This is a genomic window from Amycolatopsis sp. NPDC004368, assembly GCF_053602515.1.
Genome location: NZ_JBSGDT010000005.1, coordinates 1 through 14342 on the forward strand (window position 1 = coordinate 1; position 14342 = coordinate 14342).

The 14342-nt window shown below is 70.9% G+C and carries 13 protein-coding genes and 1 pseudogene; 7 read left to right on the forward strand and 7 right to left on the reverse strand.

The window, feature by feature from the left end; genetic code table 11:
• Nucleotides 1-341 (forward strand): annotated as a pseudogene (locus ACWEOE_RS09910) (lipoyl synthase); the annotation flags it as partial.
• A 17-nt stretch (nucleotides 342-358) separates the two neighbouring features.
• Nucleotides 359-1732: an L-serine ammonia-lyase gene (locus ACWEOE_RS09915; protein ID WP_452006526.1), complete on the forward strand. Its 1374-nt coding sequence runs from the start codon at nucleotides 359-361 to the stop codon at nucleotides 1730-1732.
• Nucleotides 1733-1817: 85 nt separating this feature from the next.
• On the opposite strand, the gene ACWEOE_RS09920 is transcribed toward ACWEOE_RS09915, so the two are convergent.
• Nucleotides 1818-2033 (reverse strand): hypothetical protein, encoded by a 216-nt coding sequence (locus tag ACWEOE_RS09920; protein ID WP_452006529.1) that lies wholly within the window; start codon nucleotides 2031-2033, stop codon nucleotides 1818-1820.
• Entirely contained in the window at nucleotides 2030-2638 is a 609-nt protein-coding gene (locus tag ACWEOE_RS09925) for an ArsR/SmtB family transcription factor (RefSeq protein WP_452006532.1), read from the reverse strand. The genes ACWEOE_RS09920 and ACWEOE_RS09925 overlap by 4 nt, the downstream gene beginning before the upstream one ends.
• A 70-nt stretch (nucleotides 2639-2708) precedes the next feature.
• On the opposite strand from ACWEOE_RS09925, the gene ACWEOE_RS09930 reads away from it, so the two are divergent.
• Nucleotides 2709-3425, forward strand: coding sequence for a FadR/GntR family transcriptional regulator (locus ACWEOE_RS09930; RefSeq protein ID WP_452007230.1), 717 nt, complete (start codon nucleotides 2709-2711; stop codon nucleotides 3423-3425).
• A 61-nt stretch (nucleotides 3426-3486) separates the two neighbouring features.
• Nucleotides 3487-5484 carry a transglycosylase domain-containing protein gene (locus tag ACWEOE_RS09935; protein WP_452006535.1) on the forward strand — a complete coding sequence of 666 codons (1998 nt, stop codon included), beginning with the start codon at nucleotides 3487-3489 and terminating at the stop codon, nucleotides 5482-5484.
• 49 nt (nucleotides 5485-5533) lie between these two features.
• Here the strand turns inward: ACWEOE_RS09935 and ACWEOE_RS09940 are convergent, their stop codons facing one another.
• A complete protein-coding gene (locus ACWEOE_RS09940) occupies nucleotides 5534-6190 on the reverse strand; it encodes an O-methyltransferase (RefSeq protein WP_452006538.1) in 657 nt (218 codons plus the stop codon).
• Nucleotides 6191-6199: 9 nt separating this feature from the next.
• Nucleotides 6200-7024 (reverse strand): ABC transporter ATP-binding protein, encoded by an 825-nt coding sequence (locus ACWEOE_RS09945; protein WP_452006540.1) that lies wholly within the window; start codon nucleotides 7022-7024, stop codon nucleotides 6200-6202.
• Between the two features lie 117 nt (nucleotides 7025-7141).
• Between ACWEOE_RS09945 and ACWEOE_RS09950 the strand changes: the two genes are divergently transcribed.
• On the forward strand, nucleotides 7142-8479 hold the full coding sequence (locus tag ACWEOE_RS09950) for an aminotransferase-like domain-containing protein (protein ID WP_452006543.1): 1338 nt from the start codon (nucleotides 7142-7144) through the stop codon (nucleotides 8477-8479).
• Nucleotides 8480-8585: 106 nt separating this feature from the next.
• Here ACWEOE_RS09950 and ACWEOE_RS09955 read toward each other — a convergent pair whose 3' ends face one another.
• The gene (locus ACWEOE_RS09955; protein WP_452006545.1) at nucleotides 8586-10280 is read right to left on the reverse strand and encodes a hypothetical protein; all 1695 of its coding nucleotides are present in this window, start codon (nucleotides 10278-10280) and stop codon (nucleotides 8586-8588) included.
• A gap of 243 nt (nucleotides 10281-10523) precedes the next feature.
• Nucleotides 10524-10727 carry a hypothetical protein gene (locus ACWEOE_RS09960; RefSeq protein WP_452006548.1) on the reverse strand — a complete coding sequence of 68 codons (204 nt, stop codon included), beginning with the start codon at nucleotides 10725-10727 and terminating at the stop codon, nucleotides 10524-10526.
• Nucleotides 10728-10906: 179 nt separating this feature from the next.
• On the opposite strand from ACWEOE_RS09960, the gene ACWEOE_RS09965 reads away from it, so the two are divergent.
• Nucleotides 10907-12151 carry an NAD(P)/FAD-dependent oxidoreductase gene (locus ACWEOE_RS09965; RefSeq protein WP_452006551.1) on the forward strand — a complete coding sequence of 415 codons (1245 nt, stop codon included), beginning with the start codon at nucleotides 10907-10909 and terminating at the stop codon, nucleotides 12149-12151.
• 4 nt (nucleotides 12152-12155) lie between these two features.
• Here ACWEOE_RS09965 and ACWEOE_RS09970 read toward each other — a convergent pair whose 3' ends face one another.
• Complete coding sequence (locus ACWEOE_RS09970) at nucleotides 12156-13208, reverse strand: DUF2235 domain-containing protein (RefSeq protein WP_452006554.1); 1053 nt, start codon at nucleotides 13206-13208, stop codon at nucleotides 12156-12158.
• A gap of 273 nt (nucleotides 13209-13481) precedes the next feature.
• Between ACWEOE_RS09970 and ACWEOE_RS09975 the strand changes: the two genes are divergently transcribed.
• Complete coding sequence (locus ACWEOE_RS09975; protein WP_452006557.1) at nucleotides 13482-14342, forward strand: fumarylacetoacetate hydrolase family protein; 861 nt, start codon at nucleotides 13482-13484, stop codon at nucleotides 14340-14342.

Genomic DNA, 14342 nt, shown 5'->3' on the forward strand with positions numbered 1-14342 from the left:
TGGGTGAGACGCCTGATGAGGTCGTGCCGGCGATGCGGGATCTGTTCGAGGCCGGTTGTGAGATTTTGACGATTACGCAGTATCTGCGTCCGTCGCCGCGGCACCACCCGGTGGATCGGTGGGTGAAGCCGGAGGAGTTCGTGGCGCATCAGCAGGCGGCTGAGGCGCTCGGGTTCGCCGGGGTGATGGCGGGTCCGCTCGTGCGTTCGTCCTACCGTGCGGGCCGGTTGTACGCGCAGACCAAGGCTCACCGGGGTGAGGAGCTGCCGGAGAACCTGGCCCACCTCGCCGACCAGGGGCCTGCCGCGCAGGAGGCCAGCTCCCTGCTGGCCAGACACTAGAGGGATGGGGCGGGTCAATGGCGATCAGCGTCTTCGATCTGTTCTCCATCGGCATCGGGCCGTCGAGCTCCCACACGGTCGGCCCGATGCGGGCCGCGCGGACCTTTGTGGACGGTCTCGTCGATTCCGGCGTGCTGGACCAGGTCACGCGGGTGCAGGCCGAACTGTTCGGCTCGCTCGGCGCGACCGGGTTCGGGCACGGCAGTGACAAGGCGGTGCTGCTGGGGCTCGCGGGAGAGCGGCCGGAGTCGGTGGACACCGAGACCGTGCCCTCACGCGTCGCCGAGATCCGGTCTTCGGGGAAGCTGTTGCTCGGCGGCGTGCGGGAGATCGCGTTCGACGAGGACACCGACCTGACGATGCACCGGCGCAAGTCGTTGCCGGCGCACCCGAACGGGATGGTGTTCAAGGCGTTCGGGGCGTCGTCGGAGGAGCTGCGCTCGCGGACGTACTACTCGGTGGGCGGCGGTTTCGTGCGCGACGAGTCGTACGAGACGGACGCGGTGTTCGTCGAGGACGCGACGCCGGTGCCGTACCCGTTCCGCACCGGCGCCGACCTGCTCGGCCATTGCGCGGCCACCGGGCTGCCGATCAGCGAGATCATGCTGGCGAACGAGCTCTCGTGGCGTTCGGCCGCCGAGGTGCGCGAGGGCTTGCTGGAGATCTGGTCGGTGATGGCTTCGTGCGTCTCGGCCGGCATCGCGCACGAGGGCGTGCTGCCGGGCGGGTTGAAGGTCCCCCGGCGGGCGAAGGCGTTGCACGACAAGCTGATCGCCGAAGACGGTGTCGGGGATCCGTTGTACGCCATGGATTGGGTGAGCCTCTACGCGTTGGCGGTGAACGAGGAGAACGCCGCCGGCGGGCGCGTGGTCACCGCCCCGACCAACGGTGCCGCGGGCATCATCCCGGCCGTGTTGCACTACTACCAGCGCTTCCTCCGCGGCTCCTCGGACGACGGCATCGTGACGTTTCTGCTGACGGCCGGCGCCCTGGGCTCGATCCTGAAGCAGACGGGCTCCATCTCGGGTGCCGAAGTGGGTTGCCAGGGTGAAGTCGGCTCCGCCTCGGCCATGGCGGCCGCCGGGCTGACCGAGGTCCTCGGCGGTTCGCCCGCCCAGGTGGAGAACGCCGCGGAAATCGGCGTCGAACACCACCTGGGCCTCACGTGTGACCCGGTGGGCGGTCTGGTGCAGATCCCGTGCATCGAACGCAACGCGGTCGGTGCCTCGAAAGCCATCCACGCCGCCCGCATGGCCATGCGCGGCGACGGCAGCCACGTGGTCACCCTGGACAAGGCCATCAAGACGATGCGCGAGACCGGGGCGGACATGTCGGTGAAGTACAAGGAAACGGCGCGAGGTGGGTTGGCGGTCAACGTCATCGAGTGTTGAGGCGGGGTTGAGATGTGCCGGGTGGGACCGTTCGGGATGAAGGGTCCCACCTTTCGTGAGGTGCCGGCTGCTTCCTGATCGGCGGTCAAGCCGGCAAGGTGATCCGCGGGTGTTCGCCGCGGGAGGTGGCCAGGCGCAGGCCCGCGTGGACGAGGAGCCAGCCGAGGCGTTCGCGGGCCGACGGGGTGGTCTGCGAAGGTGGGGGAGCGGCCGAGCGCGCGAGCCGGCGATGCGCAGCCGATGCGCGGAGCTCGGACTGGCGGGCGAGGACGAACTGCTCGGTGAAGTCGTGCGGGTTCATTGAAACTCCTCGGCGGATTCGGCAGGTTCGGCGGGTTCGGGGTGCGCGGTGCGGGGGAAAGCGGCCCAGTGCGTGACGACCGAGTCGTCGCCGGGACGGGTGGGGCGGCGGTAGCGGTCGATCACCGCGTTGATCTCGGTGTTCATGCGGTGGGTTTCTTCGGGTGTCAGCGAGAGCTGGTTGCTGGCCATGGTGGCGTTGTGCTCCCACCGTTCGTGCCAGCGCGGGAGTTCGGCGACGAACTGCGCCTCTTCCTCGTAGCGCTGCACGACGAGCTGGTGCAGCAACGACGAAACCGGTCCGGCGAGCTCGGCGTCGCCCGCGAAGTCGGCGATGCGGATGGTCGTGATGTCCTGGGCGGCCTTCCACCAGCGCTCGCGTTTCGAACCCCGCTCCGGGTCCTCCAGGACCAGGCCGGCCTCGGCGAGCTGGCGCAGGTGCCACGACGTGGTGCCGGAGCTTTCCCCGACGCGCTTGCCCAGGCCGGTGGCCGTGGCCGGGCCGTCCTGTTCCAACAGGTTCAGCAGGCGCATTCGCAACGGGTGGGCGAGCGCGCGCAGGGTGCGTGCGTCGAGGATCCGTTCGGTGCGGTCGGAGAAGCTCATGGGAGGAACACTACACCGCAGAGAATCCTTTGCAAATGAGTCTCTGCAATCGGCCGGGCTTAGACTTCGAATCGTGGAGACGTCGGTGGTGAGCGCGAACGAGGCGCTGTTCCGACCGGTGCGCGCGGGCAATGCGTTCGAGGAGACCGTCGAACGCCTGCTGCAGGCCATTCGCCTCGGGGTGGTCGGCGCCGGCGAGCGGTTGCCGTCGGAGCGGGAGCTGGCCGAGCGGCTCGGCGTGAGCCGGGTGACGTTGCGGGAGGCGATCCGGGCGTTGGCCGACGCCGGCTACGTCGAGTCGCGGCGGGGGCGGTACGGCGGCACCTTCGTGCAAGCCAGCCTGCCGGAACCCCAGCAGACCGGGGAAATCGACGCCGCCGCGTTCGAAGACGCCCTTTGCCTGCGGCACGTGCTCGAGACGGGCGCCGCCGAGGCCGCGGCGGCGCGCACGCTCAGCCCGGCCGACCGGCAGCACCTCAAGAGCACCCTCGCCGAAGCCGCGGCCGCCGACCTGCCCGACTACCGGCGCAAGGACTCCCGCCTGCACCTGGCGATCGCCGAGGTCACGGCGTCGAGCTCGCTCACCACGGCGGTGGCCGACGCCCGCACGCGCGTGAACCGGCTGCTCGACCGCATCCCCCTGCTCGAGCCCAACCTGGAGCACTCCAACGCCCAGCACGCCGCCATCGTCGACGCCATCCTCGCCGGCGACGCCGTGGCCGCGCGGCACGCGATGGCCGAGCACATCGAGGGCACGGCGTCGCTGCTGAGGGCGTTCCTGTCCTGACGCGGGGTGAATTTCTCACCGGACCGCACAACCTTTTCGCCCGTCCGGCCGTCGACCAGTCGTGCAACCCGACACGGATGGCGAGACGGACGGAGTCACCAGCAGTGCCACGAACGAGCCCCCGGACGAACCCCGTGCCCGCCGTCGCCGTCGGTGGCGCAAGATCCGCCGGATCGCGTATTGCTGCTTCGGTGTTTTCGTCGGTCTGCCGCTGATCGCGTTCTGGGTCGCCTACCTGCTCATGGACGTCCGCAGTCCGCAGGAAGTGCTTGCCTCGCTGGACAAAACCGTGGAGCTGAAGTACTCCGACGGCAGCGAACTGCTCAAGGTGCTGCCCGCCGACGGCGACCGCTCCTTCGTGCCCTACGACAAGGTGCCGGCGAAGCTGCGTGACGCGATCATCGCCACCGAAGACCCGACGTTCTGGGACAACGCGGGCTTCGACCCCACCGGCATCGGCCGCGCGTTCCTCACCGGCGTCGGCGGCGGCTCGGGCATCACCCAGCAGTACATCAAGAAATCCACCGGCGACGACGACGCGACGCTCGATCGCAAGCTCCAGGAACTCGTGCTCGCCACGAAGATCACGCAGGAACAGAGCAAGGAACAGATCTTCACCAGCTACGTCAACATCATCTCGTTCGGCCGCAGCACGTTCGGCCCCCAGGCGGCGATGAACGCGTTCTTCGGCCGCCCGCTCGACAACTCGATGACGTGGAGCGAAGCCGCGTTCCTGGCCGGCATGATCCAGTCGCCCTCGGTACACGACCCCGCGGTGTCGGGCGACGCGCACGCGGCCAAACGCTGGACTTACGTGCGCGACAAGCTGGTGCAGCGCGGCTACGTCAGCGGCGCCGACGCCGCCGCGATGAAGTACCCGGGCCAGGAAATCCTGCCGCCGTCGGAAACCCGCGCGAGCCTGAGCTACGACGAGTACCACGTCAAGCAGCAGGTGCTCAGCGAGCTCGAACAGGACGGCTTCTCGCTTTCCCGCCTGCAGCAAGGGAATCTCGTGGTGCAGACCACACTCGACCGCAAGGCGCAGGCGTCGGCCCGCGAGACGCTGGCCGGCCGGCTGAAGGGGGAGCCGAAGGAGTTCCGGGGCGCGCTCGTGTCCGTGGACCCGGCGACGGGTGCGGTGCGCGCCTACGACGGCGGCGACAACGGCGTCCGCGACTACGCCGGCACGGAACACGCCGTGGGTTCGGCGTTCTACCCGTTCACGCTCACCGCGGGCGTACTCGCCGGCGCCAGTCCCGACGAACCCGTCGATGCACCGGGCACCCTCAACTTCCTGGGTGAGAACTTCGAGTACCCGCCCAAATGCCCGGCGCGCTGCACCTTGCGCACGGCGATGACCTCCGGCGCCGACACGCCCTACATCGGGCTGGCGAAACGTGTCGGCGCCGACGCGGTGAGTGCGGCGGCAAGGGCCGCGGGCATCCCGGACGCCGTCGACGGCACCCCGACGATGCGCGAGCAGGACGGCTACCTCATCGGCTCGGGCATCGCCGTCGGCCGGTATCCGTTGCGGCCCTTGGACTTGGCCGGGGCGTACGGCACCTTCGCCGCCAACGGCATGCGCGCGACGCCGCACCTGGTCGACAAGGTGCTCGACCAGAACGGTGACGTGGTGTGGCAGCACGACGATTCGCCGCACCCCGCGTTCTCCGACGACCGGGGCGTGAGCGCGAAACTGGCCGCGCAGGTGACGAACGTGCTGCAGACGTTCCTGCCCGACGGCCGCCCCGCCGCCCTGCGCACGGGCGAGTTCCAGCACGGCAACTCCGCCGACAACCAGGACGCCTGGGCGATCGGCTTCACGCCTCAGCTGGCCACCGCGGTCTGGGTCGGGTCCGACGACGAACGCCGGTTGTTCGACGCCAAGGGTCAGAAGCTGGTGGGCTCGACCGTGCCGGCGGACATCTGGCAGGCGTTCATGGTGCGGGCCGATCAGGGGCAGCCGCGCACGGGAACGCTGGGGCTCGACCCGCCGTATGCGAAGAAAACGGCCCTGCCGCCGGTGGACGAGCGAAAGCCGGCGCCGCCCGGCCGCTGAAACCAGGGTGGTGAAGGGCCCCTTCGGGAAGGCCTTCACCAACCGGGCTTCAGCGCACGCGAGCGAGTACGAAACCGTCGTAACCCTTGTCGCCCACCGTCTGGATGGCGGTGGCGTCGAGGCGGTCGTCGCCGGTGAGGGCGGCGAACATCTCCCGCACGCCGCGCACGGACGGGTCGGTGCTCGTGGTTTCGAGCACGGCGCCGTCGCGCACCACGTTGTCGACCACGATCGTGGTGCCCGGCCGGGACAGCCGCACGGCTTCCTCGACGTACGGGGCGAGGTTGGCCTTGTCCGCGTCGATGAACACGAAGTCGAACGGCCCGGTGAGCGTCGGCAGGGTGTCGAGCGCGGCCCCGACGCGGATGTCGGCCACGTCGGGGCCGAAGCCGGCGCGGTCGAGGTTGGTCCGGGCCACGGCGGCGTGGTGCGGGTCGTACTCACAGGTCACGAGCGTGCCACCGGGCGGCAGGGCGCGGGCGAGCCAGATCGTGCTGTAGCCGCCGAGCGTGCCGATCTCGAGGATCGAGCGCGCGCCGGCGGTCAGGGCCAGCAGGTGAAGCAATTTGCCCTGGGTGGGCGACACGGCGATGGCCGGCAGCCCGGCCTCGGCCGACTCGGCGAGGACGGCGTCGAGCACCGGGTCGGCGGGGATCAGGGCTTCGGCCAGGTAGCTGTCGACTGCATTCCAGAGTTCGCGGGTCACCAGGCCAACCTAGCGGCCGCGGTGCACCTTCGGGATGACCAGCGGCGTGCCGGTCTCGGGGCACGGCATCACGCGGCACGGCAGCTCGAAGATCCTCTCCACGTTCTCCTCCGTCACGACCTCCTCGGGCGTGCCGGTGGCGAGTACCTGGCCGTCGCGCATCGCGATCATGTGCGTGGCGTAGCGGGCGGCGTGGTTGAGGTCGTGCAGCACGGCGACGAGCGTGCGGCCCTGCTCGGCGTGCAGCTGCGCGCACAGGTCGAGGATGTCCATCTGGTGCGCGATGTCGAGGTAGGTCGTGGGCTCGTCGAGCAGCAGCAAGTCCGTCTGCTGGGCCAGCGCCATGGCCATCCACACGCGCTGGCGCTGGCCGCCGGACAGCTCGTCCACGAGCCGCTCGGCCAGGTCCGACACACCCGTGGCGGCCATCGACTCGGCGACCACAGCGGCGTCGTCGCGGGACCACTGGCGCAGCAGCCGCTGGTGCGGGTAGCGGCCGCGTGCGACGAGGTCGGCCACGGTGATGCCGTCGGGCGCCACGGAGCTCTGCGGCAGCAGGCCGAGGCGGCGCGCGACCTCCTTCGCGCCGTAGCTGGAGATCACCGAGCCGTCGAGGTAGACGGAGCCCTTGCGGGGCTTGAGCATCCGCGCGAGCGCGCGCAGCAGCGTGGTCTTGCCGCACGCGTTGGGGCCGACGATGACCGTGAACGACTTGTCCGGGATGACCACACCGAGGTCTTCGGCGACGGTGCGCCCGTCGTACGCCAGGGTCAGCGACTCGGCGTGCAGACGGGGTTCGGCCAGGCTCGGTGCTTCCGCGATCGTCTGTTCCACACAGGTTAGGCTAACCTAGTGACCCTCGTTCGGGGAGTTCCGTAGGTCGCATTCGCCGAACGTGACCAGCCGGTGTCATCATGCGGACGAGAAGTCCCAGCGTGAGCGAAGGTGGCGATGGACGACTACCGCGTCGTCGCGGACGAGCTCGCCGCCGACATCGAAACGGGCCGGCTGCGGCCCGGCGACCGCCTTCCACCGCAACGCCGCTTCGCGCGTGACCGCGGGATCGCCGGTTCCACCGCGGCCCGCGTCTACGGCGAGCTGATCCGCCGCGGCCTGGCCGTCGGCGAGGTCGGGCGCGGCACGTTCGTGCGGGCCGCGCGCCCGGCGCCCGAGCCCGCGCTGGCCGAGCCCGGCGAAGCGCGCGTGGACCTCGAACTCAACTTCGCCGTGCTACCGAGCCAATCCGCGAAGCTCGCGTACGCGCTGGAGCCGCTGCTGCGCGCCGACGTGTTCACCGACGCGCTGCACCCCGTGGGCGCCGCAGGGACGAAAGCCGTGCGCGAAGCCGCGGCCGGACTGCTCACGAGGGGCGGCTGGGCACCGGATCCCGCGACGCTGCTCGTGACGGGCAACGGCCGCCAGGGCATCGCGGCGGCGATTTCCGCGTTCGTGCCGATGGGCGAGCGGCTGGCGGTCGAAGCGCTGACTTACCCGGTGGTGAAAGCGCTGGCCGTGCGGCTCGGCGCGGAGCTCGTGCCGATCGAGACCGATGCCGACGGTCTCGTGCCGGCCGCGCTCGAAGCCGCCCACGCGGCTGCGCCCGTCCGCGCGTTGTACGTGCAGCCGACACTGCAGAACCCGCTCGGCCCGACCATGTCGCCCGCGCGGCGTGCCGAGCTGGCCGACACCGTGCGCCGCCTCGACCTGCCGGTGATCGAGGACGGCATCTACACGTTCCTGCGCCCCGACGTCGAGCCGCTCGCCGCGCTGGCGCCCGAGCGCACGGTGTTCGTGGACAGCCTGTCGAAGCGGGTCGCGCCCGGGCTCACCGTGGGCTTCGTCGCCGCGCCCGCCGCCTGGACCGCGCGGCTCGCGGGGGCGGTGCGTTCGGGTGGCTGGGGTTCCACGCGGTTCGCGATGGAAGCCGCCACGCGCTGGATCACCGGCGGCGCGCTGGCGGAGGTCGAGACCGCGAAGCGCGCCGACGCCGCCGAACGCGCCGCGATCCTCGACGAGCGACTCGCCGGGTTCACCGTGGTCGGTGACCGCGCCGCTTATCACCGCTGGTGGGAGCTGCCGGAGCAGTGGCGGGCGGAGACGTTCGTGGCCGCGGCCGCGCGCCACGGCATCGCGCTCTCGCCCGCCGCGTCGTTCGCCGTGCTGCCCGGCCACTCGCCCAACGCCGTGCGGCTCGCGGTTTCCGCGCCCCCGAAGGAAACCCTGGCCGCCGCGCTCGGCGTGCTGGCGACGCTGGCCGCGGGTTCCCCCGACGACACGGTGTCCGATTGAACGCTGTCCGTTTGAACGCTGTCCGATTGAACGCTGTCCGATTGAACGGTGTTCGATTGAGCGGTGGCCGACTGAACCGTGGCTGACTGAACCGGCTGACTGACGCTCAGCGCGCCCATTTGCCGACGAAGCTCCCGCAGACCACCGGCCGCCCGCTCAGCCGGGCACGCAGCGCGTTCTCCAGCCCCAGGTGGTCGATGGTGGGCGCGTCCGGCGCGACCTGGGCCGGCACCGGCCCGCCGTGCGCGAGCGTCTCGTTCGACACCGTTTCGAACAGCACCAGGTAGCCGCCCTCGCGGTCGAGGTCGTCGGTGGTGGCGAGCATGCGGTGCGGCGCGTCGCCGACGATCTCCAACGGCAGCGGCCACTCGAGCGGGAACGGGTTGTGCAGACCGAAAGCCGGGTACACGAACGGGTTGTCGGGCAGCACGGCCACGCGCGCGGCCGGGTAGCGCTGCAGGCAGTCGCGGATCTGGGCGACGTAGGCGTAGGTCGAGGGGTTGGTGCGGATACCGCGCATCGCCGGGCTGAGGGTGCCGAGGTCGGCCGTGAGCCGGTCGTGAGAGAGGTCCTGGTACGCGGCTTCGTCGTGGTGCGCCACCACCGCCCAGCCGCACAACGCGACGGTCGCGAGCCCCGCCGTCGCCGTGACCCACGTGCGGCGCAGCGTCGGCGCGAGGTCCGGCACGACGGATCCCAGCAGCAGCAGCAGCGCGGAGAGCGCGAGTGAGCCGGTGAGCAGCGTGGGGGTGTCGTTGCCCCACGAGAGGCTCGTCATGAACGCCGTCGCGAGCACGAGGAGCCCGGCCCAGGACACCTTGTGCCGCACCAGCGTGTGCACCACCACGGCCACGGCGAGGATCCACCACAGCACGTCGGCCCAGCGCGTCGACGCCGTGAACCGCCCGTCGACCACGGTCCAGACGACGGCCGCCGCGCCGCCGAGCGCGAGCAGCCAGGACAACACGCACCCGGCCGCGCCGAGGTGCTCGCCCGCGAGCCGCAGCACCACCAGCACCACGGCGATCGCGGCGAAGAACGTGAACTGGCGCACCGGCGGCTGCAGCAGCACCTGCGGATCCGCCAGCCAGAGGCCCAGCAGCCGTTCGCCGTACGCGGGCGCCCCGCCGGTCAGCTGGCCCACCAGGTCTCCGAAGCCGCCGCCCGCCGTGACCCAGGTTACGTAGGCGATCCCGAACGCGCCCAGCGCCACCAGGTCAGCGGCGAGGCGGCGCAGGCGGTTCGGGTGGCACAAGGTCCAGACCAGTCCGATCACCGCGGCGAGCACGAAGCTCTGCTTCACGAACACCGCCGTGCCCAGCAAGGCGAGGCCGCCGAGCCGGGCGCACGGATTTCCCTTGCGCAGGCCCGAATCCAGGGCCCAGGCGCCGCACGCGGTGAGCATGATCCCGTCGATCGTGTGCCACGCCATGAGCGGGAACGCGTTGAGGTTCAGCAGCGCAGCCGCCGCGACCAGCGCGGTGCGGCCGGGGCCCCACGACCGCACCGGGCGCCGCATCACCAGCACGGCGAACGCGATGGTCGTGAGCACGATCTGCACCATCGCGAGGCAGCTGGAGGCGAAGAACAGCGGCCCGGGCAAGGCGAAGTCGACCACGTGCAGGATCGCGGAGCCGAGCGGACGCGCGGAGATGATGTCGGCGTGCGGCACTTCGCCCTGCAGCACGCGCCACGCCTGCGCGAGGATGAACCCCTGGTCGGTGGGGTGGAAACCGAACCGGCCGACACGCCACGCCGTCGCCACGGCAAGCACGAGCACCCAAGCTGTAGTGATTGCCACGGCTCCGCCGGGGCGTGCGAGATCGCGCTGTGGTTGCGGTGGCGGTGGTTGCGATCCGGGCGTGGTGGGGCGATCGGCCGAGGGGGACAGCTGATCGCCGGGCGGTTCCACGGCTCAAGGATGCACGATGGCCGCGGCGGGGTGGAGCGCGGTGGGGACCGGGTGGGTGGTCGTGCCGGGGAGCCGCGGGAGTTGCGCGACCAGGTACTTCGCAGGGAAGCCCGGCAAACAAGCAGTGGGTTCTCACTCCGGGTGGTGGGCCACGGCCACCACGGCGTCGCGCAGGGCGGCGCGCAGCCGGCCGACGTCGAGGGGCCCGAGCACGGCCGCCTCGCCCGGCGGTGCCACGAGCACGATCTTGTCGTCGCTGCTCACGAACACCGTCACGTCCCTGCGCCTGCCGGCCAGGTCCCGGCAGCCGATCGACCACTCGTCCCGGTCTGTCACGGCTCTCGCCCTCCCGATTCCGCCTTGCGGTCGTGCTTCGTGCGGGGGTGGGACCGGCGCCTCACGCGGCTCTTACGCGGGTTCACCCGAATTGCCTACCAGTGGGCCCGTTCACCTGGGGATGTGGTGCCAGTAGAACGGGAGTAGCGTCCGGGCAACGCGGAGTCGGGGGTGGCGGGATGGCCCAGGAAACCGGAAGAGCCCAGCCGCACAAGATCGTGATCGTCGGGGCGGGTCTGGCGGGGGCGTCGGCCGCCGCCGCGGTGCGGGAGCAGGGCTTCGACGGTGACCTGCTGCTCATGGGCGCCGACCGGCACCGGCCCTACGAGCTGCCGCCCCTGTCGAAGGGGGTGCTGCTCGGCACGGCCGATGAACCCGATTGGGTGCACAAGGAGAGTTTCTACGCCGCCCACGCCATCCGCCTCGCTTCCGGCCTCACCGCCACGCGGCTCGAACTCGGCGCCCGGCTCGTGCTCGACAACGCCGGTGGCGAGCACCGCTTCGACCGGCTCGTGCTGGCCACGGGGTCGCGCCCGCTCCCGCTGCCCGCGCCCGGCGGCAACTTTCCCGGTCTGTACCTGCTGCGCACCCTCGACGACGCCCTGAGCCTGCGCTCGGCCTTCGTCGACGCGCAGCGCGTGGTGATCGTCGGCGCCGGCTGGATCGGCACGGAGGCCGCTGCGGCCGCGCGTGCGCACGAAGCCGAGGTGACCGTGGTGGCGCCGGCGCGCCGGCCGCTCGAAAAGGTGCTCGGCCCCGAGCTGGCCGGGGTTTTCCAGACCCTGCACGAAGAACACGGCGTGCACTGGCGCCTGGGCGAGCGCGTCGCCGAGATCACCGGTGACGCGAGCGGCGTCCGCGGGGTGCGGTTGACCAGTGGTGAGGAGCTGCTCGCCGATGCGGTGCTCGTGGCCGTGGGCGCCGCCCCGCGGGTGGAGCTCGCCCACACCGCGGGCCTCGAACTCGCCACCGACGGCGGCGTCGCGGTCGATGCGGGCCTGCGCACGGCCGCCCCGGACGTGTACGCCGTCGGCGACATCGCGTCGCACTTCCACCCCCGCTACGGCCGCCGCGTGCGCGTGGAGCACTGGGCCACCGCGCGCACCCAGGGCACCCACGTCGCCGGCAACCTGCTGGGGGACAACAATCCGTACCTGGATTCGCCGTACTTCTTCTCCGACCAGTACGACCTGGGCATGGAGTACCGCGGCCTCGCCGACCTCGACCGCGACCGCCTGGTGGTGCGCGGCGACCTCGCGGCGCGCGATTTCACCGCCTTCTGGGTCGGCCCGGAGGGCGAGGTGCACGCGGCCGTGAACGTGAACCAGTGGGACGACGGGGACGCGTTGCAGCGCTTGGTGGACGGGCGCGCGAAGGTCCGTGACGAGGACTTGAAGTCGGGTGAGCTCGCGGCACTCGGGTGAGGCGTCAGCCTTCCACCGGGATGACCGGTCCGTCCAACGCCAGGTACCCCACCAGGTTCGGCGGCGCGTAGTCGGCCGCGAGCTTGTGGCGGGTGAGGGCGCTGGAGGCGACGTACTCGTGTTTCGGGTCCGTGGTGCCGATTCCGCGCGTCATCGAGGGCAGCAGGCGGTAGAAGCCCGTGCGGGACGGGTGGATCGGGCCCAGTGCGTCGGGCTCGGGGCCGAAGCCGGGCGTCAGGGCCAGGCCGCAGGTCTGCGCCTGGGAAGCGATCCAGCGCAGCGTGAGGTCGGACAGGCCGTGCTTCGCCTGCCCGCCGCCGCCGATGTCGCCGTGGCAGCCGGCGAACCAGACCTGCTCCACGTGGTGCGTCACGCCCTCGGCGGGCGGTGCCCAGACCGACGGGGCGAAGGGCTTGCGGTGCTCGTCGATCGCCAGCGCCTGGTAGGCCGCGTCGACGGTGGAGCTCAGTGCCGTGTCGTGGAACTGGAAGCGGCGGTTGAACACGTCGAACGGCCAGAACCCGGTGAGCGGGACGCCCAGCGCGCCGACGGTGTCCCACACGCCGATGAACCGGATCCGCGGCTCGTGCGAGTACGTCTTGCGGAACAGGGCCATCTCCGTGGCCCGCGGGTGCGTCTTGTCCGAACGGTCGCGGTAGATCCCGTACGCCTGCTTCACCCGGTGCTGGTGCTCGGGGCGCAGCAGGCCGCAGTTGCGGATGAACCCGGCCGTGCTGCGGGCGGTGTACGCGCCGCGGCTGAAGCCCAGGAGGAAGATCTCGTCGCCGGGTTCGTAGGTCCGGACCAGGAAGCTGTAGGCGTCGCGGACGTTGCGCGAGAGCCCCACGCCGAACGCGCCGCCGAGCAGCTTCTGGCGCTTCGTGCCGACTCCGGACTGGTAAAAGACCCGCTGCTCGGTCCCCGCTTCGTCGGTCGGGGCCACGGCGAGCGCGAGCTGTGTGACGTTGGTCGGCGCGGGGGTGTGGCCGTCGCCCACGTCGGCCAGGTCCGCGAAATCCCACGTGCCGTCGCAGCAGACGACGATCCGCTTGGGCATCCTCACCTCGTTCACCGCGTCGAAGGGTCGGGGCCATCAAGTCACGACCCGGCGCGGTTTTCAACGGGTTCGGTCGAATCGGTACCGAAGACACGGTGTGCCAAGGAAAAACGGGCGTGCGCTTCGGCTCGGACGGAGGGACCATCGGCCGACGTCTCTACCACGGTGATCCGATCAATTTTGGAAACAAATCCCGCCAAGCTCTGGATCCAGGGAAGCGCATGCGCTATACATCGGATGTCTTGATGAGGCTGTGGTGAGAGGGGAACGTCCGTGCAGCTTGTGCGTCTCGGAGCCGCGGGAGAAGAGCGACCGTTCGTGCGTGCGGGTGACGGCACCCTGTACGACCTCTCCGGCCTCACGGCCGACGTCGACGGCGCGTTCCTCGCGGCCGACGGGATCGCTCGCGCCGCCGCCGCGCTCGAAGCCGGTGAGCTGCCCATCGCAGGCCCGGAAACCGCGAACCTGCGGGTGGGTCCGCCGCTGGCCTCGCCCGGCAAGGTCCTGTGCATCGGCATGAACTACCGGCGCCACGCCGAGGAGACCGGCGCCACCGTGCCCGAAGAGCCCGTGCTGTTCATGAAGGCCCCCGACGTGATCGTGGGCCCCGACGACGACGTGCTCATCCCGCGCCGGAGCAGCAGCACCGACTGGGAGGTCGAGCTGGGTGTGGTGATCGGCAAGCAGGCCCGCTACCTCGACAGCGTCGAGGATGCGCTCGGCCACGTCGCCGGGTACGTGGTGTCCAACGACGTCTCCGAGCGCGAGTTCCAGCTGCACCGCGGCGGCCAGTGGGACAAGGGCAAGAACTGCGAGACGTTCAACCCGCTCGGCCCCGCGCTCGTGAGCGCCGACGAGGTGCCCGACCCGCAGGACCTCGGCCTGCGCACGTGGGTGAACGGCAAAAAGGTGCAGGACTCGTCCACGAAGGACATGGTCTTCACCGTGGCCGAGATCATCCACTACCTGAGCCAGTTCATGGTGCTGCGCCCCGGTGACCTGATCAACACCGGCACCCCGGAGGGTGTCGCGCTCGGGCAGCCGGAGCCGAAGCCGTACCTGCGCGAAGGCGACGTCGTCGAGCTCGAGATCGACGGGCTCGGCCGGCAGCGCCAGACGCTGAGGCAGGCCTGA

Excerpts from the sequence above, each read along its gene's own strand:
- ACWEOE_RS09915 (WP_452006526.1), top strand. The coding sequence starts at position 359 with ATGGCGATCAGCGTCTTCGATCTGTTCTCCATCGGCATCGGGCCGTCG.
- ACWEOE_RS09920 (WP_452006529.1), bottom strand. The coding sequence starts at position 2,033 with ATGAACCCGCACGACTTCACCGAGCAGTTCGTCCTCGCCCGCCAGTCC.
- ACWEOE_RS09925 (WP_452006532.1), bottom strand. The coding sequence starts at position 2,638 with ATGAGCTTCTCCGACCGCACCGAACGGATCCTCGACGCACGCACCCTG.
- ACWEOE_RS09950 (WP_452006543.1), top strand. The coding sequence starts at position 7,142 with ATGGACGACTACCGCGTCGTCGCGGACGAGCTCGCCGCCGACATCGAA.
- ACWEOE_RS09965 (WP_452006551.1), top strand. The coding sequence starts at position 10,907 with ATGGCCCAGGAAACCGGAAGAGCCCAGCCGCACAAGATCGTGATCGTC.
- ACWEOE_RS09970 (WP_452006554.1), bottom strand. The coding sequence starts at position 13,208 with ATGCCCAAGCGGATCGTCGTCTGCTGCGACGGCACGTGGGATTTCGCG.